General features: G+C 59.8%; 22 protein-coding genes and 2 pseudogenes. 12 read left to right on the top strand and 12 right to left on the bottom strand.

Features of this window, described 5'->3' with window-relative positions; all coding sequences use genetic code 11:
- Positions 1–9 precede the first annotated feature (9 nt).
- From AC13FW_RS00340 to AC13FW_RS00325, 4 genes are all read left to right on the top strand, one after another.
- Positions 10–3,237: an efflux RND transporter permease subunit gene (locus tag AC13FW_RS00340; RefSeq protein WP_296248016.1), complete on the top strand. Its 3,228-nt coding sequence runs from the start codon at positions 10–12 to the stop codon at positions 3,235–3,237.
- A gap of 77 nt (positions 3,238–3,314) precedes the next feature.
- Positions 3,315–5,309, top strand: coding sequence for a heavy metal translocating P-type ATPase (locus AC13FW_RS00335; RefSeq protein ID WP_296248014.1), 1,995 nt, complete (start codon positions 3,315–3,317; stop codon positions 5,307–5,309).
- 2 nt (positions 5,310–5,311) lie between these two features.
- A complete protein-coding gene (locus AC13FW_RS00330; protein ID WP_296248012.1) occupies positions 5,312–6,037 on the top strand; it encodes a response regulator transcription factor in 726 nt (241 codons plus the stop codon).
- 63 nt (positions 6,038–6,100) lie between these two features.
- Positions 6,101–6,850, top strand: coding sequence for a hypothetical protein (locus AC13FW_RS00325; RefSeq protein ID WP_296248009.1), 750 nt, complete (start codon positions 6,101–6,103; stop codon positions 6,848–6,850).
- A gap of 842 nt (positions 6,851–7,692) precedes the next feature.
- On the opposite strand, the gene chrA is transcribed toward AC13FW_RS00325, so the two are convergent.
- The 4 genes from chrA to arsH form a co-directional block, all read right to left on the bottom strand.
- On the bottom strand, positions 7,693–8,895 hold the full coding sequence (gene chrA / locus AC13FW_RS00320) for a chromate efflux transporter (RefSeq protein ID WP_296248008.1): 1,203 nt from the start codon (positions 8,893–8,895) through the stop codon (positions 7,693–7,695).
- A 166-nt stretch (positions 8,896–9,061) separates the two neighbouring features.
- The gene (gene arsN2, locus AC13FW_RS00315; protein ID WP_296248007.1) at positions 9,062–9,490 is read right to left on the bottom strand and encodes an arsenic resistance N-acetyltransferase ArsN2; all 429 of its coding nucleotides are present in this window, start codon (positions 9,488–9,490) and stop codon (positions 9,062–9,064) included.
- Positions 9,491–9,526: 36 nt separating this feature from the next.
- Entirely contained in the window at positions 9,527–9,949 is a 423-nt protein-coding gene (arsC, locus tag AC13FW_RS00310; protein WP_296248004.1) for an arsenate reductase (glutaredoxin), read from the bottom strand.
- Positions 9,946–10,683 (bottom strand): arsenical resistance protein ArsH, encoded by a 738-nt coding sequence (arsH, locus tag AC13FW_RS00305; RefSeq protein ID WP_296248002.1) that lies wholly within the window; start codon positions 10,681–10,683, stop codon positions 9,946–9,948. Before arsH ends, arsC begins: the two co-directional genes overlap by 4 nt.
- A 38-nt stretch (positions 10,684–10,721) precedes the next feature.
- Here arsH and AC13FW_RS00300 point away from each other — a divergent pair, with 38 nt between their 5' ends.
- The 5 genes and pseudogenes from AC13FW_RS00300 (at position 10,722) to AC13FW_RS00280 (ending at position 14,735) form a co-directional block, all read left to right on the top strand.
- Entirely contained in the window at positions 10,722–11,036 is a 315-nt protein-coding gene (locus tag AC13FW_RS00300) for an ArsR/SmtB family transcription factor (RefSeq protein WP_482987802.1), read from the top strand.
- A 24-nt stretch (positions 11,037–11,060) separates the two neighbouring features.
- Positions 11,061–11,556 (top strand): annotated as a pseudogene (locus AC13FW_RS00295) (arsenate reductase ArsC).
- A 20-nt stretch (positions 11,557–11,576) separates the two neighbouring features.
- Entirely contained in the window at positions 11,577–12,635 is a 1,059-nt protein-coding gene (gene arsB, locus AC13FW_RS00290) for an ACR3 family arsenite efflux transporter (RefSeq protein WP_482987801.1), read from the top strand.
- Positions 12,636–12,638: 3 nt separating this feature from the next.
- A complete protein-coding gene (gene trxB / locus AC13FW_RS00285; RefSeq protein ID WP_482987800.1) occupies positions 12,639–13,625 on the top strand; it encodes a thioredoxin-disulfide reductase in 987 nt (328 codons plus the stop codon).
- 24 nt (positions 13,626–13,649) lie between these two features.
- Positions 13,650–14,735: an ArsO family NAD(P)H-dependent flavin-containing monooxygenase gene (locus AC13FW_RS00280; protein WP_482987799.1), complete on the top strand. Its 1,086-nt coding sequence runs from the start codon at positions 13,650–13,652 to the stop codon at positions 14,733–14,735.
- Here AC13FW_RS00280 and AC13FW_RS00275 read toward each other — a convergent pair.
- The 7 genes from AC13FW_RS00275 to AC13FW_RS00245 all read right to left on the bottom strand — a co-directional run bounded on the left by AC13FW_RS00275 (position 14,696) and on the right by AC13FW_RS00245 (position 21,390).
- Complete coding sequence (locus tag AC13FW_RS00275; protein WP_482987798.1) at positions 14,696–15,229, bottom strand: arsenate reductase ArsC; 534 nt, start codon at positions 15,227–15,229, stop codon at positions 14,696–14,698. The two genes, AC13FW_RS00280 and AC13FW_RS00275, sit on opposite strands and share 40 nt — an antisense overlap.
- A gap of 107 nt (positions 15,230–15,336) precedes the next feature.
- Complete coding sequence (locus AC13FW_RS00270) at positions 15,337–16,815, bottom strand: SulP family inorganic anion transporter (RefSeq protein WP_482987797.1); 1,479 nt, start codon at positions 16,813–16,815, stop codon at positions 15,337–15,339.
- Between the two features lie 424 nt (positions 16,816–17,239).
- Positions 17,240–17,422: a cytochrome b gene (locus AC13FW_RS00265; RefSeq protein ID WP_482987796.1), complete on the bottom strand. Its 183-nt coding sequence runs from the start codon at positions 17,420–17,422 to the stop codon at positions 17,240–17,242.
- Entirely contained in the window at positions 17,422–18,363 is a 942-nt protein-coding gene (locus tag AC13FW_RS00260; protein ID WP_482987795.1) for a DUF932 domain-containing protein, read from the bottom strand. Before AC13FW_RS00260 ends, AC13FW_RS00265 begins: the two co-directional genes overlap by 1 nt.
- 429 nt (positions 18,364–18,792) lie before the next feature.
- Positions 18,793–19,371, bottom strand: coding sequence for an MltR family transcriptional regulator (locus AC13FW_RS00255; RefSeq protein ID WP_482987794.1), 579 nt, complete (start codon positions 19,369–19,371; stop codon positions 18,793–18,795).
- Between the two features lie 76 nt (positions 19,372–19,447).
- Positions 19,448–19,903 (bottom strand): hypothetical protein, encoded by a 456-nt coding sequence (locus tag AC13FW_RS00250; RefSeq protein ID WP_482987793.1) that lies wholly within the window; start codon positions 19,901–19,903, stop codon positions 19,448–19,450.
- A 581-nt stretch (positions 19,904–20,484) separates the two neighbouring features.
- Positions 20,485–21,390 (bottom strand): LysR family transcriptional regulator, encoded by a 906-nt coding sequence (locus AC13FW_RS00245; protein ID WP_482987792.1) that lies wholly within the window; start codon positions 21,388–21,390, stop codon positions 20,485–20,487.
- 157 nt (positions 21,391–21,547) lie between these two features.
- Here AC13FW_RS00245 and AC13FW_RS00240 point away from each other — a divergent pair, with 157 nt between their 5' ends.
- Genes AC13FW_RS00240 through AC13FW_RS00230 form a run of 3 tightly spaced genes read left to right on the top strand, consistent with a single transcriptional unit; the run spans position 21,548 to position 23,470 of the window.
- Positions 21,548–21,955 carry a ketosteroid isomerase-related protein gene (locus tag AC13FW_RS00240; RefSeq protein ID WP_482987791.1) on the top strand — a complete coding sequence of 136 codons (408 nt, stop codon included), beginning with the start codon at positions 21,548–21,550 and terminating at the stop codon, positions 21,953–21,955.
- Position 21,956: 1 nt separating this feature from the next.
- Entirely contained in the window at positions 21,957–22,565 is a 609-nt protein-coding gene (locus AC13FW_RS00235; protein ID WP_482987790.1) for a GNAT family N-acetyltransferase, read from the top strand.
- A complete protein-coding gene (locus tag AC13FW_RS00230; RefSeq protein WP_482987789.1) occupies positions 22,562–23,470 on the top strand; it encodes a carbon-nitrogen hydrolase family protein in 909 nt (302 codons plus the stop codon). The genes AC13FW_RS00235 and AC13FW_RS00230 overlap by 4 nt, the downstream gene beginning before the upstream one ends.
- Positions 23,471–23,474: 4 nt before the next feature.
- Here the strand turns inward: AC13FW_RS00230 and AC13FW_RS00225 are convergent.
- Positions 23,475–23,612: pseudogene (locus AC13FW_RS00225) on the bottom strand (IS3 family transposase); the annotation flags it as partial.
- Positions 23,613–23,641: the final 29 nt, after the last annotated feature.

Raw genomic sequence — 23,641 nt, 5'->3', positions numbered from 1 at the left:
AATCCATACATGTTCACTATCATCATTGAATCAGCGGTCCGCTTCCGCTGGTTGGTGGTATTCCTCGCCGCAATGGTGGCCAGTTGGGGCCTCTTTCAGCTGAGCAAGCTGCCCATTGACGCGGTCCCGGACATCACCAACAGACAGGTGCAAATCAATTCGATCGCGCCCGCACTGACACCGGAGCAGATCGAGCGTCAGGTGACGTATCCACTTGAGACGGCATTGGCCGGCATTCCGGGCCTGAACACCACCCGCTCGCTGTCGCGCAACGGTTTCTCGCAGGTCACGGCGATCTTCACCGACCAGACCGACATCTATTTCGCGCGACAACAGGTTGCCGAGCGCATGCGCGAAGCAGCGGAAGACTTGCCGGAAGGTGTATCCCCGGTCCTTTCACCGGTGACTACCGGTCTGGGCGAGGTGCTGATGTGGACGGTCGACTTCACCGACTACGACCCGAAGAACCTGGCACCGAAGGGGCAAGCCGGCTGGCAGGAGGGCGAGGTTTACCTAACGCCAGAAGGCAACCGACTCACAACTGCAGAAGAGCGTGCCACCTACTTGCGCACCGTGCAGGATTGGATAATCGCCCCCCAAATGCGCTCCAGTCCAGGCCTTGCCGGCGTGGATACGGTGGGCGGCTATGTGAAGGAGTACGGCGTCCATCCGGATAGCGCACGTTTGGCTGCATACGGACTGGGATTGTCCGACCTCGTCCAAGCGCTTGAGCGGTCGAATGTGCAAGCTGGCGCAGGCTTTGTCCAACGCGCTGGCGAGGGCCTCGTGGTTCGTGCCGACGGTCTGGCGCTGACCACGGGCGACCTGGCGCAGGCCCCGGTGGCTACCAAGGACGGCGTGGTGATCCGTGTCGCCGACGTTGCCGATGTCGAGCTCAGTCGCGCTCCGCGTCTCGGTGCCGCCAGCCGCAACGGACACGAGGCCGTGCTGGGTACGGCGCTGATGATCGCTGGCGGCAACAGCCGCACCGTCGCTCAATCTGCTGCGGACCGGCTGATCGAGGTGAACAAGTCGCTTCCGCCAAACATTTTTGCCGTGCCCGTGCTGGACCGAAGCCAGCTCGTCAACTCAACCATCAAGACGGTTGCCAAGAACCTGACCGAGGGCGCACTGCTGGTCGTGGTGGTGTTGTTCCTGCTGCTGGGCAACCTGCGTGCCGCAACCATTACGGCATTGGTGATTCCGCTGTCGTTCCTGTTTGCCGTGATCGGCATGAACCGGTTCGGGATCAGCGGAAACCTGATGAGCCTGGGTGCGTTGGACTTCGGCATCCTTGTGGACGGTGCGGTCATCGTCATTGAATCCACGCTGTTGATGCTGGGTCAGCGCCGCGCCGAACTGGGCAGGCCACTGACTACCACGGAGCGGATGAAGGTGGCAACGGAATCGGCCAAAAAGATGGCGCGCCCTGCGGCTTTCGGCCAGTTGATTATTCTGCTGGTCTTCCTGCCGATCATGACGTTGGAAGGTGTCGAAGGAAAAACCTTCCAGCCAATGGCAGCTACCTTCATGCTGGCGCTGCTGGGCGCGTTCATTTTCTCCTTTACCCTGGTGCCGGCACTGACCGCCCTCTGGGTGCGCGAGCCGAAGATGAAGCCGGGCGAGGAGCTCCATCACGGCGAGCACGAGACCAAACTCATCAAGGTGCTGCGCACTCGGATCGAGCCTGTGATTGAGCGGGCTGTCGCCATGCCGCGCGTCGTGTTGGGTGGCGCCGTGCTCACCCTGGCTGTGGGTGTGACCTCCTTCATGATGTTGGGCCGTGAATTCATGCCTACGCTGGATGAGGGCAACCTGGCCATGCAGGCGCTGCGAGTTCCTTCGACCTCGTTGGAGCAGTCACTGGCCATGCAGTTGGCACTGGAGAAAGCCATTGCCAAGGAGCCGGAAGTGGAGACGGTGTTCTCCCGGACAGGTACCGCGGAGGCGGCCATCGACCCGATGCCCACCAACATATCCGACAGCGTGATCGTGCTAAAGCCCAGAAGCGCATGGCCGGATCCGAAACTTTCGAAGGATGAGCTCGTCGGTCGGTTCGAGTCCGTGGCCTCGAAGCAGCTCGGCAACAGCTTCGAATTCAGCCAACCCATTGAACTGCGCTTCAACGAGCTCATCTCTGGTGTGCGCACCGACCTTGCCGTGATGATTTACGGTGATGACTTCGGTGAGCTGCAGAAGGTTGCAGACCAGGTGGCGCTCAAGCTGCGTAGCGTCCAAGGCTCGGCGGATGTACGGGTCGAGCAGATCTCCGGCCTGCCAACCCTGAACGTCAAGATCGACCATCTTGCAGCTGCGCAGTACGGGTTGACGGCGGCCGATGTGAGCGACGCTCTGTCGACTGGCATCGGCGGCACTGCTGCCGGAAAGATCTTCGAGGGTGACCGCCGCTTTGACGTGGTGGTGCGCTTGGATGACGCCGCCCGCAATAATCCGGATCAGCTCAGCTCGTTGCCCATTGCCACACCCTCCGGTGCGGTAATACCGCTTTCGTCAGTCGCCCGGATCACCATAAGCGAAGGCCCCAATCAGATCAGTCGCAACAACGGCAGCCGTCGCGTCGTGGTGCAAGCAAACGTCCGTGGGCGTGACCTAGGCGGGTTTGTTGGCGAAGCGCAGACGGCGGTAGCGGACGTGAAGCTGCCTGCAGGTTCCTATCTCACTTGGGGCGGGCAGTTCGAGAACCTGCAGCGGGCAGAGAAGCGACTGGCGGCGGTGGTTCCGGTTGTCTTCCTGTTGATTGGTGCACTGCTGTTCATGGCGCTCCGTAGCGCCAAGGAAGCCATTCTAGTGTTCAGCTGCGTACCGCTGGCGTTGGTGGGCGGCATCCTGGCTTTGTTGCTGAGGGGGATGCCGTTCTCGGTGTCTGCCGCCGTGGGGTTCATTGCGGTGTCCGGCGTTGCCACGCTGAACGGCCTGGTGCTGATGCAGGCCATCCGGGAACGGCTTGATGCAGGTGATGCACCACTGGTGGCGTCTCTCAACGGGGCAGCGAGTCGTATCCGCGCCGTCCTCACCACTGCGCTGGTGGCCATTGTCGGCTTCATTCCCATGGCCATCGCCAGCGGTTCGGGTGCAGAGGTCCAAAAGCCGCTCGCTACCGTCGTTATTGGTGGCTTGCTTACCGCGACCATTCTCACGTTGCTGGTGCTTCCCACCTTTGCTGGCCGCATAGCCAAGCCAAGCACCGCTGTCGTAGGAAAGGACAAAGATCACTGATTAGCTGACACCGTGCTCGGGCGCAGAATCTGCTGCGCCCGAGCCTTGAATGCTCAGATCACAATCGGAGAATAGAGATGAGCCAAGCAACAGAAAGTGGCGCATCCCCGAATAAGGGAGACGCCCATTCCCACGATGGCCTGCTTGGAGCCAATGCAGAGCTGATGTTCGCCATAATCTGCGGGCTACTGCTCGTGACCGGCTTCATAATTGAGAAATCGGGTGCGTTCAGGATCGCATGGATCCCTACGGCGTTGTACATGCTTGCCTACGTGTTCGGTGGATGGTTCACCCTGCGCGAAGCAATAGAGAACATTCGACAGAAGCGTTTCGAGATCGATACGCTCATGTTGGTGGCAGCAGCAGGTGCCGCCACCCTCGGAGCCTGGGCAGAGGGCGCATTGCTGCTATTCCTCTTCAGCCTGGGTCATTCGCTGGAGAACTACGCTATGGGGCGCGCCAAGCGCGCCATCGAGGCCCTCGCCAAACTGGCACCGGAGACCGCCCTGGTGGTGAAGGAGGGCGGACCTGTGGAGGTGCCGGTCGCCGCGCTGCAGATCGGTGACATCGTGCTGGTAAGAGCGAATGATCGGTTGCCTGCTGATGGCTTCGTGGTCAAGGGATCCAGCAACGTCAACCAGGCACCGGTGACAGGTGAGAGCATCCCGGTGGACAAACATCCCGTATCTGACGCCGAAGAAGCGAGGCGCCGTCCCGACGCAGTCGACATGGCGTCGAGAGCGTTTGCCGGAACCATCAACGGCTCCGGATCGTTGGAGGTAGAGGTTACCCGGCGCTCTACGGAATCCGCGCTTGCACGCGTGGTCAAGATGGTCAGCGAGGCTGAGACACGAAAATCACCCACTCAACGCCTTACGGACAAGTTTGAGCGCATCTTCGTTCCCTGCGTTCTGGTGCTTGCCAGCGTTCTACTGTTCTCTTGGGTGGTGATAGATGAGCCGTTCCGTGACAGCTTCTACCGGTCCATGGCGGTGCTGGTTGCTGCCAGCCCGTGCGCACTGGCCATTGCCACCCCCAGTGCTGTTTTAGCCGGCATTGCACGCGCGGCGCGTAGCGGGGTGCTGATCAAGGGCGGTGCGCCGCTTGAGGAGCTTGGCATGGTCACGACAATCGCCTTCGACAAGACCGGCACCCTGACCGAGGGCAAGCCCCGCGTGACCGACATTGTTGTGACAGAGGGCGTAACCGAGAGAGAGTTACTAGAGGTCAGCGTCGCTGTGGAGGCGCTGAGTGACCATCCGTTGGCGGCCGCCATCGTAGCTGATGGGAAGACACGTCTTTCCGAGTCGGTCACGTTGGTGGCCAATGCATTCGAGAATCTCGCCGGACGAGGAGTGCGTGCGGATGTTGGTGGGCAGACTGCCTGGATCGGGAAGATGGAAATGTTTGGGGCTGACGGGGTTCCGGCTTTGGGCCCGTCCGCCGAAGAAGGCATCGATGTGCTGCGCAGTCGCGGGCGAACGACGATGGCGGTGCGGCTCGGCGATAGGGATCTGGGCGTCATCGGCTTAATGGACACTCCGCGGGCAGAGGCACGCCAAGCGCTGGACAAGTTGCGTGGTCTGGGCGTGAGCCAGATGATCATGATCTCCGGTGATCACCAACTCGTCGCGCAGTCCGTAGGCAGAGACGTCGGGGTAGATGAAGCGTGGGGCAACCTCATGCCGGACGACAAGGTCTCCGCCATACGGAAGATAAAGGCAAGTCAGAGGATTGCAATGGTTGGCGATGGCGTCAATGACGCACCCGCCATGGCCAGCGCCAATGTGGGTATCGCGATGGGCGCGGCTTCGTCCGATGTCGCCCTGGAAACGGCGGATGTTGCTCTCATGTCAGAGGACCTGCGGCAGGTCGCTTTTTCCGTGGCGCTCAGTCGACGTACCAAAAATGTTATTCGCCAGAATCTTTACGTGAGCCTAGGCGTGGTGGCTTTGCTCGTGCCTGCCACGGTCATGGGTTTGGGCATAGGCCCCGCCGTTGCGGTGCATGAGGGGACCACGCTGTTGGTGGTAGTCAATGCACTTAGGTTGCTTGGATTCCGGGAATCCTAATCGTGGAAATTCTGTTGATTGACAGTGACCGACAAGTCGTCCGGAACGTACTTGCCGAGATCGAAGCGAAGCATCACAGCGTGGACGTTGCGCTGGATGGTGTGACAGGCCTGCACTTAGCCTTGTCCAACAACTACGACGTTGTCGTCGTGGGATGGGAACTCCCTCGCGTCAGCGGGCTGGACGTGGTGAGAAGTCTGCGGAGGGAGCACAACTCGTCTGTTCCGGTACTCATGCTGGCGAGTAGGTCCGATCTCGCTAGCAAGATCAATGCATTTCGGTCAGGCACGGATGACTACCTCACCAAACCCTTCGAACTGCTTGAGCTTGAGGTTCGCTTGGAGGCATTGGTCGCCCGCTCTCGCGGAAGAGTGGGGATGCGTCAACTCACGGTGGGCAACTTGACCATGGACCTGACGACGCTAGAGGTGTTCCGTGCAGGGAGGCGACTTCATCTCTACCCGGCCTCCTGGAAGCTTCTGCAAGTTCTGATGCGGGAGAGTCCAGGAGCAGTGTCTAGGGAGCAACTCGAATACGCAGTCTGGGGTCACCAGCCGCCTGACCGTGACCTGCTCCGTTCGCAAATATCGAGTCTGCGTAAGATTGTTGACGGGCCATGCGAAGAGAAGTTGATCCATACGTTGCCGCGTTTTGGCTACAGGCTCTCCATCCAGTCCTCAATCGAGGCACGAGCTGTGCTGATGGAGGGGCTCAGTCGAAGTGAATAAGCGGATTCTCGTCACCCCTGAAGGTGGGATCCAGTCGCCAGCTGTTCGCACTCGAGGGCGGTCATGAAGGGCAGTTACCGAGCGGGCGTCCCATTGGCTGCATTCGTCGCCGCATCTGTGTGGGGCATGCTGGCAATGCAGCCATTAGCACCCAATCCGCACGAATCGATGATGTGGATTCCTGCCACTGTCGCAGGCGGGAGCTTGGTCATGGCGTGGGTCGCTGCAGTCATTGTAGACCGTGCGGCGGCTTCTCAGATTAGCTCCGCCGCACATACATGGTTGTTCCTGGGGAGCAGCGTCATGATAGTTGCGCTGGTATTGCTTGCCGTCATGACCTCGATGGCACAAATGAGAGAGGTGTTTGAACTTGTGGTGCTATGTGCTGCATTTGTTCTCGTACTGATCGCATCAACAACATTCGTTTTTGCGTCCGTCCGATACAAAGCGCGCATAACCGCATCGACTTCCGTAATGGTGATTCATTCGATTGCTTTTGCATTTTCCGCATTTCTTTCAGCATCTAACCCTCCAGAAGCGGGGGCATTAAGCGAAGGTTGGTTCGCCGCATCCATTCTTGCTTGCGGTATTTCCGCGGTCTTCGTATCGACATACTGGGTTGCGGCATTACGTGATCCCTCTCTGTCCTTCTCACCCATGTTGCGATCGCTCGTTCGATTCATAACAGGGGAATCGAGGGCTAAAGAGTGGTGCAGCAAGCACCTTATTCGATCTCGCAGTGACCCTTCTGTAAGAACACGGCGCGGCGGCAAGTCACGAAGGAGAACGCGGCCAGTGCAGCGGAGACGATGAGGATGCTGCTCTTGTTGCACCACGACCTCATTGGGGGCCCCAAGTGATACCGCCTCTCGCTGGACAACCGCGAGCTACTGCCGGTCAAGGTCGAGCTGCCCCCTGTCACACCCCGGACGCGGAGGATGAGTGTCTTTGTTCTCCTTAAGGATTCGACGCACCCGTCATCGAACGAAGCATAGGTCGATGCCAGAGGACTTCCATGTGCCGGGCAGAAAACAGTCTCGCAAAAATTTATTGCCGGGATTGGCTTAGTAAGAACGAAATTTAATGCCAAAACCTAGCCAAGGCCCTTTCTGAACTGATGCAATAGTGTCCGATTTCGGCCAAATGCAGACATCCCCCCGATAGACACCCTGAATCCCGAAATCCCCTAGTCCTCGTTCGCGATCGCTGGATCCGCCATCCCACCTTGCAAGGTGGGCACTCTTTGCGTGCGTGGCGAGCTTATCTACCGGAGGCGGCTCGGCTTTCTTCGTCCTGCCTTTCGATCTGACCACCGATCGATGTTCCGCGCACCGCTTGCGCGCGCAGGCTTTGGGCTGGGTGTGGTTAGACAACGGCTATCTTTGGCTAAGAGCGACGTGTGCTCGCGATGCATCTTTCCTTTGCATTCATGGCGACGTCGGGGTAAGTCGCGATGTATGTGCGGGGTGCCAATGCTCCCATTGCAACGAGACTGCTAGCCATGGAGACGTGCGGAGTAGGCAACGGAACTACTGGCGTCCATCGCGTGCGTTACCGCGCACCTGTTTTTGGTCCCCACCGAAATTTCCAGCGCATAGCGTAAGCGAGGCGAACGCTAGAACTTTCCGCTGTCGTGACTGTCCGATCTAGTGGTTTTATCGCGCCATCGCCCAACCCGCCATGCCAACTAGCAACACGACCAGGACCGGAGGTGTACGCACGACGACCAGTAGCCCGAATGCCACCAGCGTCACCGCAACATCCCATCGATTATGGATTGCGCTTGTCCACACCGGATCGTACAACGCAGCCAGCAGGATTCCGACCACCCCGGCGTTGACGCCGGCAATCGAAGCCTGCAAATCCTTGCGGTAGCGCAAAGACTCCCAGAACGGCAGGACCCCCACGAGGATGAGTACGGCGGGTAGGAAAATGACTGCCAACATCGCAAAGCCACCTACCCAGCCACCTAGCGGTCCGTCGGCCATTGCCCCTAAGTACGCTGCAAGAGTGAATAGAGGGCCTGGCACAGCCTGCGCCGCACTGTACCCGGCAAGCAGATCCGCAGTGCTTACGGTGCCGCTCTGCACGACCGCAGTTTGCAACAAGGGCAAAACAACGTGGCCGCCGCCAAAGACCAGAGCGCCAGCGCGGTATACGCCCTCCAGCAGAACAGCCAGGGGGGAATTGCTCGCAGCCGCCCACATCGGCAGCAGAGCAAGTAGCAGCACGAACAATGTCAGTGCCACCGTGCCAGTTCTTCGCGAGACGGGATAGCTGCACGGGGACTGATCGGATGCTGGTTCGATTTTTAGCGCCCAGCGACCGAGTAGCCCGCTGAAAATGATCACTGCCATCTGGCCGACGACCGAGGGCAATACCGACGTCGCCACGGCGGAGAAAAACGCCATCCCTACTCGCAAACGGTCCGTACACAGGGATCGGGCCATTCCCCATACGGCTTGCGCTACCACGGCAACTGCTACGATCTTCAGGCCATGCAGCCAGCCGGATTCAACGATGCCTTGGTATCTGGCAACTCCCAAGGCAAACAGAATCATCAGCACGGCCGATGGCAGGGTAAAGCCCGCCCAAGCGGCTAGCAGACCGGGCCAGCCTGCGCGGCACAAGCCCAACGCCATTCCTACTTGGCTGCTGGCGGGACCTGGCAGTAATTGGCAAAGGGCCACCAGATCGGAGTAGCTGCGGTCGGTCAGCCAACGGCGGCGCTCGACGAACTCAAGACGGAAGTAGCTCAAGTGTGCGATCGGACCGCCGAACGATGTCAGGCCTAGTCGCAGGAACGCCAGGAATACGTGCCAAGCGCTTTCTCTTGTTGTGGGATCGAGCGACGACACTAGGCATGGCCTCCTGCAGTTATTAACGAGGGTTAGCTCAACCCGGAAAAGGCTCTACTGCATCGAAGTCCAGACGTATCCGCTTCGGTCACCAGCGGTAGTCAACGCAAGCTCCGAAAAAATCCCAGTTCCCTGCCCTGCTGAGCAATTCCTCCGGCCACGATGACTACAAGTGCTTAACCATGAATGCCGCGGTCTCCGGACATATGCTTGCGAACTGCGCCGACCGACTGATCGATTCAGGCGCATCGATCCGGGACGCATGACTGTATCCGCAACGTTCGAATAGAGGTGCTGCAGTACCCGTCAGTAGGAACAGTTCTGTGATTCCCTCCTTGGCTGCCATTTGTTCTGCATGGCTCACCAGCACCGAACTGTAGCCCAGTCCTCGGTGACTCTGGACGACCGCAAGGGAGCGCAGCAAGCCGACAGGCAGGTGCAGCTCGACACCGACAACACCAATGAGTTCGCCTTTGTCGTGGAGCCCACCAAAGATCTTGCGTCTGCCGTCCTCCAGGTCACTCACTGGCAAACCGGCGTCCACCAGCATGGACACGACCGCGGCGTTCAAGGCAACAGGCGCGAACGTAGTCATGGCGTTTCCTTCAGGGGTTTGGCCATCTGGCGGTGATCAGGATTTAGGACGACTACCGTGTTCATCGATGACAACCTCACCGTCTTCTTTCATAAATGGAGCATCTACTGCAGGCAATATCTCAAGAACGACTTCAGAGGGGCGAGCAAGTCGCACGCCTAGATCGGTTTCCACAAACGGTCGATTGATCAGGATCGGATGAGCCAGCATGACATCAAGCAATTGATCGTCGCTTAAAGCTGGATCAGCCAGACCCAGCGCTTCGTAAGGTGTGCCCTTCTGCCGGATCGCCTCGCGTACGCTCAATCCGGCCTGGTCGATCAGGCCCGCCAAGCGTGTCTTGGTAGGGGTTTCGATCAAATAGTCGACGATCACCGGTTCGATGCCTGCATGTCTGATCAGAGCAAGCGCGTTCCTGGAGGTTCCGCAGTTGGGATTGTGGTAGATCGTTGCCTTCATGCTGCGGCTCCCGCTGTTGCAGAGGATTTGGCTCCGGACGCTGTCGCCAGAGCGGCTGCTGCTGCGTCACCTTTGCGCTCGCTGTAGCGATCAACCAGATAGTCACTGCGATCTCTGACCAGCAACGTGAATTTCACCAGCTCTTCCATTACATCGACAACCCGATCGTAGTACGGAGATGGCTTCATTCGACCTCGCTCGTCAAATTCCTGCCAAGCCTTGGGTACTGACGATTGGTTCGGGATGGTGACCATGCGCATCCAACGGCCCAGCACGCGTAACGCGTTCACCACATTGAAAGATTGTGAGCCCCCGCTGACCTGCATCACTGCGAGTGTGCGGCCCTGGGTTGGGCGAATGCCAGCCTCCTCCAGCGGCAACCAATCGATCTGATTCTTGAACACGGCGGTCATCGTCCCGTGACGCTCCGGACTGATCCAGACCTGGCCTTCTGACCACGTGGAGGCTTCACGCAGCTCGATCACTTTGGGGTGATCGGCCGGTACCGCATCCAGCATCGGCAGCGTGTGTGGATCAAACAGCCGAGTCTCCGCGCCGAACTGTTCCAGTAGGCGCTGTGCCTCCAAAGCGAGCTTCCGGCTGAAGGACTGTGGACGCAGCGAACCATAGAGAATCAGGATGCGCGGTCGATGCTTGCTCGGATCAGCCACATCAAGGTCTGAGCACGAAGGCGACTGCAGGGACTCGGCATGGATGTTCGGGAGATTGGGCATAACTTGTTCCTTCTCTTTATTTCCATTATTCTAGATCTATGGAACATAAAACTGCAACGCGAGCTATAGCAGCCCTCGGTCATGGCACAAGGCTGTCGATCTACCGTTTACTTGTCGAAGCAGGTCGCGGCGGCAAGCTGGCCGGTGAGATCGCCGAGGCACTTGCCCTCCCCGGTGCCACGCTGTCCTTTCACCTGAAGGAACTGCTGGCTGCGGGACTGATCAGCGCCGAGCAACGTGGCCGGACCATCTGCTACCGAGCTGAGTTCGTGGCGATGAACGAGCTGGTGGCCTACCTAACCGAAAACTGCTGTGCCGACGAACAGGCCTGTGAACGCCCCGCAGGCTGCTGACCCCATATCCCAGAGATCGCCAAAATGATCCGTCGTATTCTGTTCCTTTGTACCGGCAATTCCGCGCGCAGCGTGTTGGCCGAATCGACCCTGAAGATGTGGGGCGAAGGCCGCTATCAGTCCTTCAGTGCAGGCAGGCAGCCAGCCAGCCGGTCGGGTCAATCCGTTCGCCATTGCCCAATTGCAGCGCGAGGGCTTCCCGGTGGAGGGCCTGCGCAGCAAGTCCTGGGACGAATTTGCCGAAGCGGATGCTGCTGCCATGGATCTGATTGTCACCGTGTGCGACAGCGCGGCCGCTGAGGCGTGCCCGGTTGTGTTTGGCGATTTTGTGCGCGTGCACTGGGGCCTGTTCGACCCGGCCGGTGTGGAAGGCTCGGATGCACAGAAGGCTGAAGCGTTCGACCGGGCACATCAGATCATCAAGGCCCGGCTGAAGGCCTTCCTGGAGATTCCTGACGGGGCATGGGATGACCGTGAGTCTCTCAAGGCCCAGCTTGATCCGATTGCGCAGATCCACTGACCGTCTTCCCGGAAAGCCCCATGACCACTGACACCTCCCGCCTGTCGTTTCTGGACCGGTACCTGACGCTGTGGATCTTCGCCGCCATGGCGCTCGGCGTCGGCCTGGGCGCGATGTTCGAAGGCGTGCCAAGCGCGTTGAACAGCCTTTCCGTAGGGTCGACCAACATCCCGATCGCCATTGGCCTGATCCTGATGATGTACCCGCCGCTGGCCAAGGTGAAGTACGAGGAACTGCCCACCGTCTTTGCCGACAAGCGCGTGCTCATGCTCTCGCTGCTGCAGAACTGGATCGTGGGCCCGTTCCTGATGTTTGGCCTGGCCGTGCTGTTCCTTCGCGGCTACCCCGAGTACATGACCGGCCTGATCCTGATCGGGCTGGCGCGCTGCATCGCCATGGTGCTGGTTTGGAACCAGCTGGCACGCGGCGACAGCCAGTACGTGGCCGGCCTGGTGGCATTCAACTCGATCTTCCAGATCGCGCTGTTCAGCGTCTACGCGTGGTTCTTCCTTTCCTGGTTGCCGCCGGTGTTCGGCCTGCAGGGTAGCGTCATCGATGTCAGCGTCTGGACCATCGCCGAGGCGGTTCTGATCTACCTGGGCATCCCGTTCCTGGCCGGTTTCCTCACCAGTCGATGGCTGAAGGCGCGCAAGGGCGTGCAGTGGTATGAAGAGAAGTTCCTGCCTGCCATCAGCCCGATAACGCTCGCCGCACTACTGTTCACCATCGTGGCGATGTTCAGCCTGAAAGGCGGTGACGTACTGCGGATTCCCATGGACGCGGTGCGCATCGCGATCCCGCTGACGTTGTACTTCATCATCCAGTTCGTCATCAGCTTCTTCATGGGCAAGCTGATCGCCAAGGATTATCCACGCACCACTGCGATCGCGTTCACCGCGGCAGGCAACAACTTCGAACTGGCCATCGCGGTAGCCATCGCGGCCTTCGGCCTGGCCTCGCCGGTCGCCTTCGCCGCCGTCATCGGCCCGCTGGTGGAAGTGCCGGTACTGATCCTGCTGGTTCATGTCGCCCTGCGGCTGGGCAAGCGCTACTTTCCTGCCGACGCACGGAGCCGCTGAGCCATGAGCACCACCCGACACATTCCATTGCTGATCCTTGGTTCCGGCCCGGCCGGCTGGACCGCCGCTGTCTATGCAGCCCGCGCCAATCTAAACCCGGTGGTGATCACCGGCCTGCAGCAGGGTGGCCAGCTGATGACCACCACCGAGGTGGACAACTGGCCGGGCGACGCCCATGGCCTGATGGGCCCGGACCTGATGGCGCGCATGCAGGCTCACGCCGAGCGCTTCGAGACCGAAGTCATCTTCGACCACATCCACACGGCCGACCTGTCCCAGCGCCCGTTCCGGCTGATCGGCGACAGTCACGAATACACCTGTGACGCCCTGATCATCGCCACCGGCGCCACCGCCAAGTACCTGGGCATCCCGACCGAAGAGGCGTTCAAGGGCCGCGGCGTGTCTGCCTGCGCCACCTGCGACGGGTTCTTCTACCGTGACCAGGACGTGGTCGTGGTCGGCGGTGGCAACACTGCGGTGGAAGAGGCCCTGTACCTGTCCAACATCGCCCGCAAGGTCTACCTGGTCCACCGCCGCGACACCCTGAAAGCGGAAAAGATCATGCAGGACAAGCTGTTCGCCAAAACCGCGGCCGGCAAGATCGAAACCGTCTGGCACCACCAGGTCGAGGAAGTGCTGGGCAACGATGCCGGCGTGACCGGTGTGCGCGTGAAGTCCACCCTGGACGGCAGCACCCGCGACATCGACGCGCACGGCTTCTTCGTGGCAATCGGTCATCACCCGAACACCACCCTGTTCGACGGCCAGCTGGCGATGAACAACGGCTACCTGGAAATCCGCTCGGGCCTGGGCGGCAATGCCACCCAGACCTCGGTGGAAGGCGTGTTCGCCGCAGGCGACGTGGCCGACCAGCACTATCGGCAGGCCATCACCTCCGCCGGCTTCGGCTGCATGGCCGCACTGGATGCCGAGCGCTATCTGGATGCACTTAAGATCTCCGATCAACAGCAGCACAGGAACGCCGCCTGAGTGCAGCGATGTGAGGAATTCCAGATGGACAGCGTCGATGTGGTGGTGATCGGAGGTGGGCAGGCGGGTCTTTCGGCTGGCTACTTCCTGCGTCGCAGCGGGCTGTCCTATGTGATTCTTGATGCTGAAACGTCACCTGGTGGGGCGTGGCAGCATGCGTGGAAATCCTTGCATCTGTTTTCGCCGGCGGGCTGGAGCTCGATTCCCGGTTGGCCGATGCCCGCCACCCGGGAACCGTACCCTTTGCAAGCAGAAGTGCTGGACTACCTCACGCGCTACGAGCACAAATATGCACTGCCCGTCATCCGTCCCGTGCAGGTGGAACGCGTCAGTCGTTCGGGTACCCGGCTGCTGGTGGAAGCAGATGACGGCCGACAGTGGCATACGCGTGCAGTGATTAGCGCCACAGGCACCTGGCAGCATCCCTACACGCCCGACTATGAAGGTATGGACGCATTCGGCGGCGTGCAGCTGCACTCGGCCCACTACAGCCATCCTGGATCCCTTGCCGGAATGCGCGTGGCGATCATCGGCAGCGGCAACTCAGGGGCACAGATTCTGGCCGAGGTATCAAAGGTGGCCGACACCACTTGGATCACCCAGGGCAAGCCAGCCTTCCTGGCCGACGATGTGGACGGGCGCGTTCTGTTCGCACGCGCAACCGAGAAGTGGAGGGCTCAGCAGGAAGGCCGCGAACCGGATGTTCAGCGGGGTGGTTTTGGCGACATCGTCATGGTGCCGCCGGTGGTGGATGCACGGCGCCGCGGTGTACTGGTCTCCATGCCACCACCCGTCCGTTTCACCGCCACCGGCATGCAGTGGGCAGATGGCAGCGAACGCAACTTGGACGCCGTGATCTGGTGCACCGGCTTCCGGCCGGCGTTGTCGCACCTGGAAGAAATGGGCATGGTCAACGCCCTGGGCCGGATCGACGTGGATGACACCCAGGTCCGTTCGGTCGCAGCGCCATCGGTCTGGCTGCTTGGCTATGGCGACTGGAATGGCGCAGCGTCGGCCACGCTGATCGGGGTGACCCGATACGCGCGCGAGGCAGTAAGGCAAATCAGCGACTACGTCGGGGCTGTTTCTCCGCTGTCATCTGGCGCGTGAGCCTCAGCGCCATTGCCCAGCGCCCGCACCTGCGATTGCAGGGTCATGCGGTCCAGCGCTTCAGGTTTGAGCGCCAACAGCAAGCCGAGACGATGCTGGAGCTGGTGAAGCGTGCTCAGGAACGCCTTGTGGACCTGCTCCGCGCTGCCCTGTACTGCAGCCGGGTCGGGGATACCCCAGTGAGCCGTAACCGGGTGACCTGGCCACACTGGACACGCTTCACCCGCGGCGCGATCGCACACGGTCACGATCAGATCCATCTGTGGTGCTTCCGGACCTACGAATGCCTCGCACGGCTTGCTCGACAGCCCGGCAACGTCGAAGCCAATCTCCGAGAGCACCTGCAGGGCCACTGGATGAACTACGCCCTTGGGATAACTGCCGGCACTGTAAGCGCGGATACGTCCGCGCCCAAAATGGTTGGCTAGTGCCTCGGCAAGAATGCTGCGCGCCGAGTTGCCTGTGCAGAGGAACAGAACATTCAACGTACGCATATTGTCGAAACCATCAATCCAGAATAATCGAGGTATTACCGTCCCATATGTCAGCTCGATGACTACCGGTAAGGACGCGGGCACCCTTCGGTGCCCGCTTCGCTCATTCAATGACCCAACGACAGCGCGGCGCCTGGCGTACGGTGCTTCCCTAGGCGGTCAACCAAGGTCTCACTTGCATCGTTGAGACCGGACACTTCAACGGTCGCGCCGTGCTCGCGCAGCTTCATCACTACCCTGTCGAGCGCATCAACGGCCGTGAGGTCCCAGAAGTGGGCATCCTTCAGATCGATCTTGACGTTCTTGGGGACATCCAGATAGTTGAAGCTGCTGACGAACTGTCCGGCAGACGCAAAGAACACCTGTCCTTTCACCACGTAGACGCGCGAGTCGGTGTCGATCGGGGTGTCGTCAATGATCAGCATCTTGCCGACCTTGCGGGTGAAGAACACCGCCGACAGGAGCACGCCTGCCAGCACGCCCTTGGCAAGGTCGTGGGTAGCCACGGTCACGATGACGGTGCCAATCATCACGACTGAAGAGCTCTTGGGATGAATGGCCAGTTCGCGCAGTGAGCGCCAGTTGAAGGTGCCGATGCTGACCATGATCATCACCGCGACCAGCGCGGCCATTGGAATCTGACTCACCAGGTTTGACCCATAAACAACGAGGAGTAGCAGAACCACGCCGGCCACAAGGCAGGAGAGGCGGCCCCGGCCACCGGACGTGATGTTGATCACTGACTGGCCGATCATTGCACAACCCGCCATGCCCCCGAAAAAGCCCGTCACGGTGTTAGCCAAGCCTTGGCCTGCACACTCGCGGTTCTTCTGACTGGGGGTATCAGTCATGTCCTCGACGATTTGCGCGGTCATCAGCGATTCCAACAGGCCGACGACCGCCAGTGTTGCTGAAACCGGCAGCAGGATTAGGAGTGTTTCCCAGGTGAATGGCACGTCCGGAATCAGGAACGACGGCAGGCTGTCAGGCAGCGCCCCCATGTCGCCTACGGTGCGTACCTGGAAGCCGAAATACATGGAAGCGGCCGTGAGAACCACGATCGCCACCAATGCCGAAGGAACGACTTTGGTCAGCAGCGGCAGCAGGTAGATGATTGCCAGACCCACAGCACAGATCGCATACACCATCCACGGCATGCCGATGAGCTCGGGAAGCTGCGCCATGAAAATGAGAATCGCCAGTGCATTCACAAATCCGGTCACCACCGAGCGCGACACAAAGCGCATCAGCGAGCCCAACCGCAGGGCGCCGGCCAGCATCTGCAGCACGCCAGCCAGGATCGTGGCAGCAAACAAATATTGTATGCCGTGCTCGCGAACCAGCGTGGCCATCAGCAGCGCCATGGCGCCGGTCGCAGCCGAGATCATGCCAGGGCGACCACCGGCGATGGCGGTGATGACGGCGATGCAGAACGAGGCATACAAACCTACCTTCGGGTCGACGCCGGCGATGATGGAAAACGCGATTGCCTCGGGAATCAGGGCTAGCGCAACGACGATGCCCGACAGCAGGTCACCACGGATGTTACCGAGCCATTGCTGGCGCAGGGGATAAATTGCAGACATAGGAAATGATCTCCGCGCACAGCCATGCGCGCCAAACGAAAGAAACAGGCACCCTTCCAGACCTAAGTGTCTGGATCGCTTCTTCAATCAAGCGTCAGGGTGGAGTCATCGCTAGCCGATCCGTTAGGTATTTGACGGTCTATTGTAGACCGGCATAGCGCCTGAGGGGAAATCAGGCATCGCGGTCGCCTCGGTGCATTCTCAAGGGTAGCTTCCCAGATCCCAAGATCGTTTCGTAGGCGAGGTCGACAAGCTGGTAGGCAGTTGATCAGATTGAATTGAGCTCTGACCGAATCGCCAATGAAGAGGTGGACATTCGCCGCGGGTCCTATGTCCGCTATCGGCCAGAACCGGACATGACCTCAAGTTCATTCGGTTACGACCCAACGCGATAGCCGTCGAGGATCACCCTAATGTGAACTCTTCACCGCCGTGTCTGCTTATCCGAGAACTTGTTAGGAAGCATGCTGAGCAGTACCGAGTCTTTATCGATGAGATGGTGCTTCAGGGCCGCTGCGATATGACCAAGAACCAGCACAATGGACAGCCATGCGAAGCTGAAATGCACCTGCTTCGCAATGGCATATGCTCCAGGATCAGGGGCCATCAAAGGGGGAGCTGCTGCACCCCGAGCACCATGATGGGTTTGTCCGCCACGGAGCTCCATACCCAGCCGGACATTGGCAATGCAAGTAGTGCGACTGCATACAGCGCGACATGTCCCATATGAGCCAATCGCCTCATGTATGCGGACATGCTGTCTGGCATCTCAGGAGGATGGTGGAAGACGCGCCAGGCAACCCTGGCAACGAGGAGGAACAGCAAAGCTGACGCGATCGCTTTGTGCCAGAAGGTCACGCTGTGATCAGTGTTGACGTAGGCCCGCAAGTAGACCGCAGCAACTCCAAGGGCGGCTGCCGTGATCCACATTGCAGCCATCAACCAGTGGAGCAGCTTTGCTGTCGCGGTGTAGCTCCCGGAATCTTTCCTCACGATTATTTCCTTTGCTTGGTTGGTTCCCTGTCTACCGCCATCGAATCGATCGGGCAGGGTGTTGTTACACACCACGCGAACTGAGGTGAACTGGGCGGTGGTAGCCAGCGTTCCGTCACAGGCCGTAGCCAGAAGAAGGTAGCCGTTGACCTGATCTTGACCCTTCAGAGCCACACCCTGCCCAGTACGGGCCAATGCCCAGAACTTACGCCCGCCACGCAGGACACCGGCGGTTTCCAGCTCGAAACCGCTGTAGCGCGTCAGGTCGCGGTAGAACTCCAGGATCTCCCGCGGCTGGACTACTTGATAGCGGTTGGACACCACAGCCAAAGGTCGCTTGGTGTCAGAGCGATAAAGCACCTTCTGCCCTGGGAATGCCCGCACCGGATACTGATCCTCAGCCTCGGCGGCGAATCGCACTTCGGCTTCCTCCAAGGACCAGTTCATGCCGGCGCGCTCGCGCCATACTTCAATGGACTGCCCTGGAGCCAGCTGGCTTCCGATGCCATGCCATGGGACTTGGCCTGCATAGGCCATGGTTTCAACGTGATGCATCTCGGTCTCCTTTCATAGACGGCATAACGCACAAGGCCCGGACAATGCCGGGCCTTGTGGGTCTATCTGGATAGTTGGTTTAGTCGTAGGAATCGCGGCCGAACTGGTCGGGGCGGGTGAACGAACATCGAGCTACGGCCGACAAGATGGCCGCAGCCACGATGAAGACGCAGTAGAGGAACTCGGATTTATCTTTCATACCTAGTACTCGAAGCGATACGCCGATGCGCGGCGCACACGCAAAGCAGGAGGATCCTGCTTCAACGTAGTACTAAGGGTCTGAAATTAGTTCCAATCAAAGGTTGCACCGCAATACCGCCCGACAGTTATGCCTGACATGGCAACCGGCGGCTACCGGCCAGGAGCGGATGTTCAACTCTGGATTTAAGCCGCGCCGCGCCGCGGAGCGGCTTGGGCTTGAATGAGCCGTTAGCCCCTATTGCCTGAGCCCGGCTTAACAGTAGTGAGGCGAAATCCTACTTGTGGCGCACGCCTGCGATGCTTACGGTGCTGTGCAATCTGGATGCGAAGCTCGGCAAGCACATTTGAAATGGATTGCTGAAGTCGATCACGCGGCTCCCTGGTCATAGGAGTCTGATCGAAATTGTAACCATGTAACTGGCCGATCATGGCTCTGATGTCGGGCTGACTTAGGGAGACGCCCTCCCAATCATGAGCGAAAACATTGCGGATCTTTCTTGCGATCTCAAGATCTTCGTACTGCTCCCTTGTAAGAAGGCCCACTGCATAAGCGGCCTTCATGCGACTAGCAAGCGTGCCAAGAGGGGCATTGAAACCTTCAACCAGATCCTTTGCCTGTTTGCCGTCAATAAGGTAAGTCAGCAGCAGGCGGCCCAGCGTGTCCTCAGCGAAAGCAGCTAGTGCGAGAGCGAGGCCGCGCTCATCGTGTGCTGAAAGAGCGCGATTGAATCTATTGATTGAGGCAAAGTCAGGATCATCCGACTCCGGAAGGTTACGACTCTCATCGTTTAATGGACTTTCTGGCATGCGCTACAAATCTCTGGAAGGGACCTAACGCTTGAATAGAGGCCACTCGCGAAGCGGATTTGGCCTGAGTGAGTTTTTAGCCTCCAGTGCGGCGCCACTCACATGCGGCGCCAACTATGGAGTGATCTTGGTTGTAGTAGTAGGACGAGCGACCACAGAACGAGCCACCATTGCCATTTAGTTGCAGAACGAACGCGCCACGATCAAGTGCGGAACGATCCGCGGATGCGTAGGTCAAGGTGAGGAGGAGGTTCCTGAAAGTCCCCTCGACGTCGTAGATCTTTCCTGCATCCGGTCCTTTCGTGCAGTTGATCTGGCCCGTAACCTTGTGAGCAGAACGTTCCAGCGTGACTTGCTCTTCGACTTCTGACATTTCTGGGTAGCTGATGCACCAGCGGCCCTCGATTCGTGCGTCTTTGTACACACGGTCCTCAATCCACGGTCGGATCACCGATAGATAGACCTTGTGCAACACAAACACGATGAATGAGGCAACTAGGCCAGATACAACGCCAATCACCAGCTCATCCATGATTTCCCCCTTTGGTGGCTACTTAACAGACGGACCCTTGGGTCCGGCCATACGATTTATCCACAAGGCGCCTTGCACTAGGCCGTCCCCCTTGATACAGCTCGATCTTAGGGCGGCTGAGTCCGCCTAACAAGCCAGCGTATAACAGGACCCAGCGATACGCTCGACGCCTACACCAATGGCCGCTATGGGGCGGGAGCCGCCATACCCCCGATAAAAATCCCTAATCCCCTGCCCTGCCCATGCCCGCTATCGGCCAGAAGCGGACGCTCGGCGTCTACGGAACTCTGGCCGGTCCACCTCGCGTCGTACTTCGACATGGTCAGCCGCTGCCTGAAGCATGCTGGAAACTATTCGGCAGCGTTGGAGCAGGCGAGATTGGCTGTAACACACAGCGATGAAGGTTCATTCCGTCTGGAACTGACAGAACGACTCAACGCGTTGGAAGAATTGATCCTCCGGCAGCCCTCTCTGCAGATTTAGTAGTTCCTTTCGGAGTCTTTCATATGGCCTCATTGGCTCGTATGCCGGTTGCAATCGTCGCTAGCGCCAAAGCGTGGCAGGAAGCGGGCTCCGGCGTATTAGCGCAAAGCTGGTAGCGATCCAACCGCGGCGCGCAACTCATCAAACACCACCCGAACCCTGCCTGATACGGGCCCGCGCTGAGGCCGGTAGACGTACAACCCCCATGCAGGAGGTTCCTCCTGCTCCAGTACCTGCACGAGCTTTCCGCTGACGATGTAAGGAGCCGCCATGTAGTCGGCCAGTTGAGCGAAGGCAATCCCGGCCAACGCCGCCCCCATTTCCATATCGGCGTTATCTGCGATGAAGGCCGGCGAAGTGGGCGTCCACTGGTGTCCCGCCTTGAAGTGCCAAGGCCAAGGGCGGCCGGTATTGATATCCACGGCAGCTGCAACCGGCAACCTTGCGAGCGATTCGATCCCAACAGGTACGCCCACTTTCTTGATCAGGCGCGGAGCCGCAACGATCGGAAGCCGCATGTCGGCGGCCTTTCGCGCAACGAAGCGGCTGTCGCGCATGAATCCGACCCTGATCCCGACGTCGATTCCTTCGTCAACGGGGTTGCTGACGCGATCGGATAGGCGCACGTCCAGCGTGATGCCGGGATGGCGCGCGGCAACGCGCTCCATTGCGGGTAGAACTGCCCTGGTGCCGAGGCTGTGTGGCGTGGTGATCCGAACCGTGCCCGACAGGGAAGCCTGCTGATCCGCACCAGGTATCCGCCACAGGTCTTCGAAGCGCTCCAGGGCAGGACGCACCTGTTCCAGCAAGCCCTCGCCAAAAGCCGTGATGCGCACCTGCCGTGTGGTTCGATGGAACAATACCTCGCCGTAATGCGCCTCCAGGCGCTTGATAGCGCGTGTGACGCCTTGGGGCGATGTCCCCAGCCGTACAGCCGCATCACGAAAACTGCTGCACTCGGCAGTCACGCGGAAGATCCGCAGTAATTCGATTCCCTTGTTCACAGCGCGCGCCTCGCGGCCATTTTCCGACGCTCAAACATTATTCCATATCTAGGAATTATGAAAGCTAAATAATTCCATATACATATCGAAAGCGGGTTCCCAAACTTGGTGTCATTCCCGGATACCCGGCTTCTGTCCACCCGAACACGGAACCCACATGAACACGACGAATCTGATCACCGCCTATTACGACGCCTTCAACCGCGGCGACCGCGAGGCCATGCTGTCGATGCTGACCGATGACGTTGCGCACGACCTCAACCAGGGTGCGCGCGAAACCGGACGCGATACGTTCCGTACGTTCCTGCAGCGCATGGATCGCTGTTATGGCGAGCAGTTGCGCGACATCGTGGTGATGGTCGGCGCCGACGGCCTGCGTGCAGGCGCTGAGTACGTCGTGCATGGCGAGTACAAGGTGACGGACGAGGGGCTGCCGGAAGCTCAAGGCCAGCGTTACGTGCTGCCGGGCGGTGCGTTCTTCGACATCCGCGACGGCAAGATCGCGCGCGTCACGAACTACTACAACCTGGACGACTGGATCGCGCAGGTGGGCGGGAACGACTGAGATGAAGGCCGACGTGCGCGTGCTGACCTTCCGGGGAGCGGAGATGATCGAATGGCTCGACGCCGTAGCACGCCTGCGCGTGGAGGTCTTTCGCAACTTCCCCTATCTGTACGAAGGCGACGCCGCATACGAGAAGCACTATCTGTCAATGTATACCCGCTCGGCGGATAGCCTGCTGGTGCTCGTGCATGCCGACGGCCAGGTCGTCGGTGCATCCACGGGCTTGCCGCTGGGCGATGCGGAGTCCGCCATCCAGGCGCCGTTTACCGAGCGGGGAATCCCGGTAGAGAACGCGTTCTATTGCGGCGAGTCCGTGCTGCTTCCGGCCTTCCGTGGCCTTGGCCTGGGTCATCGTTTCTTTGACGAACGTGAAGCGCACGCCCGTTCGCTGGGCGATATCCGGTGGACGGCGTTCGCATCCGTGGATCGCGCAGATGACGATCCTCGACGCCCGGTCGATTACCGCAGCAACGATTCCTTCTGGGCCCGTCGCGGCTACGTGCGACAGCCGGACATGAAGGTGCGGCTGCCTTGGAAACAGGTGGGCCAGACGCACGAAACCGAACAGGCATTAACGATGTGGCTGCGCCCTTTGGAGAACTCCAGATGAAATTGGCTGTTGCGAAATACGAGGTGGGCCAACCCGCCAGTTTCGAAACATTCGCGGCGCGCCAGCGGTTGATTCTGGACGAAGCGCGTCGCGCCGGTGCGGAGCTGGCCGTGTTGCCCGAGTACCTGTCCCTTGAGCTGGCGGCAACGTTCGCGCCTGACATCCGCAGTGATCTGAATGCGTCGTTGTCTGCACTGCAGACTATGGAATCGGCGTGGCTTTCACTGTACTCGGACCTGGCGCGCGAACTCGGCATGACCATCCTGGCCGGGACGTTCCTGACCAAGGTGGCTCCGGAGCGCTATCGCAACCGGGCTTGGTGGTTCGCGCCCGACGGCACGCGCGACTATCAGGACAAGCTGCAGCTGACGGGATTCGAGAAGAAGGCCGGCGTCATCGAGGGCGGTGACGACCTCAAGGTGTTCGAACTTGATGGCATCAGCACCGGCATTGCCGTGTGTTACGACAGTGAATTCCCTTTGCCCGTTCGCGCCCAACGCGAGGCTGGCGCGCGACTGCTGCTGGTGCCGAGTTGCACGGATACCCGAGCCGGTGCAACCCGGGTGCGTGTCGGGTGTATGGCGCGCGCCCTGGAAAACCGGATCTTCGTCGCGCAGGCGGTGACCTCCGGCGTCGCCGACTGGAGTCCAGCCCTGGATACGAATACAGGGGAGGCCACGATCTATGCGCCGATGGATCACGGCTTTCCGGAGGACGGCATCCTCGCGAGGACCCATGGCGCGCAGACATGGGCGATCGCCGATCTCGACATCGATGCCCTGGAACGAAACCGGGCACACGATCAAGTCGCTGTTGATCGCGATTGGGACGACCAGAAAAGGCCAGCATTCCAAAGCGCTCGGCACTCGAATCCGCAGGCCCCTGGACCGACCAGAGTTCCGTAGACACTCATTCGCCGCTCTGCGCGTAGCGCTTTTCGAACTCTACCGGTGACATGCCGCCAGCGGAACCATGCCGGCGAATCGGGTTGTAGAACATCTCGATGTAGTCGAACACGTCCGATGCGGCGGTGGCCCGCGTCGGGTACGCAATGCACCAACGAAGCTCATGCAACA

The sequence above is a fragment of the Stenotrophomonas sp. 21LCFQ19 genome, from assembly GCF_056861425.1.
This window is presented reverse-complemented; position numbering and strand designations above follow the sequence as displayed.

Bases quoted from the DNA above. Each gene is read 5' to 3' on its own strand.
- AC13FW_RS00255 (WP_482987794.1), bottom strand. From the start codon at position 19,371: ATGCCAGAAAGTCCATTAAACGATGAGAGTCGTAACCTTCCGGAGTCG.
- AC13FW_RS00340 (WP_296248016.1), top strand. From the start codon at position 10: ATGTTCACTATCATCATTGAATCAGCGGTCCGCTTCCGCTGGTTGGTG.
- arsN2 (WP_296248007.1), bottom strand. From the start codon at position 9,490: ATGACTACGTTCGCGCCTGTTGCCTTGAACGCCGCGGTCGTGTCCATG.
- AC13FW_RS00230 (WP_482987789.1), top strand. From the start codon at position 22,562: ATGAAATTGGCTGTTGCGAAATACGAGGTGGGCCAACCCGCCAGTTTC.
- AC13FW_RS00280 (WP_482987799.1), top strand. From the start codon at position 13,650: ATGGACAGCGTCGATGTGGTGGTGATCGGAGGTGGGCAGGCGGGTCTT.
- AC13FW_RS00325 (WP_296248009.1), top strand. From the start codon at position 6,101: ATGAAGGGCAGTTACCGAGCGGGCGTCCCATTGGCTGCATTCGTCGCC.
- AC13FW_RS00300 (WP_482987802.1), top strand. From the start codon at position 10,722: ATGGAACATAAAACTGCAACGCGAGCTATAGCAGCCCTCGGTCATGGC.
- arsH (WP_296248002.1), bottom strand. From the start codon at position 10,683: ATGCCCAATCTCCCGAACATCCATGCCGAGTCCCTGCAGTCGCCTTCG.
- AC13FW_RS00270 (WP_482987797.1), bottom strand. From the start codon at position 16,815: ATGTCTGCAATTTATCCCCTGCGCCAGCAATGGCTCGGTAACATCCGT.
- AC13FW_RS00235 (WP_482987790.1), top strand. From the start codon at position 21,957: ATGAAGGCCGACGTGCGCGTGCTGACCTTCCGGGGAGCGGAGATGATC.
- AC13FW_RS00240 (WP_482987791.1), top strand. From the start codon at position 21,548: ATGAACACGACGAATCTGATCACCGCCTATTACGACGCCTTCAACCGC.
- AC13FW_RS00250 (WP_482987793.1), bottom strand. From the start codon at position 19,903: ATGGATGAGCTGGTGATTGGCGTTGTATCTGGCCTAGTTGCCTCATTC.
- AC13FW_RS00260 (WP_482987795.1), bottom strand. From the start codon at position 18,363: ATGCATCACGTTGAAACCATGGCCTATGCAGGCCAAGTCCCATGGCAT.
- arsC (WP_296248004.1), bottom strand. From the start codon at position 9,949: ATGAAGGCAACGATCTACCACAATCCCAACTGCGGAACCTCCAGGAAC.
- trxB (WP_482987800.1), top strand. From the start codon at position 12,639: ATGAGCACCACCCGACACATTCCATTGCTGATCCTTGGTTCCGGCCCG.
- AC13FW_RS00335 (WP_296248014.1), top strand. From the start codon at position 3,315: ATGAGCCAAGCAACAGAAAGTGGCGCATCCCCGAATAAGGGAGACGCC.
- arsB (WP_482987801.1), top strand. From the start codon at position 11,577: ATGACCACTGACACCTCCCGCCTGTCGTTTCTGGACCGGTACCTGACG.
- AC13FW_RS00265 (WP_482987796.1), bottom strand. From the start codon at position 17,422: ATGGCCCCTGATCCTGGAGCATATGCCATTGCGAAGCAGGTGCATTTC.
- AC13FW_RS00275 (WP_482987798.1), bottom strand. From the start codon at position 15,229: ATGCGTACGTTGAATGTTCTGTTCCTCTGCACAGGCAACTCGGCGCGC.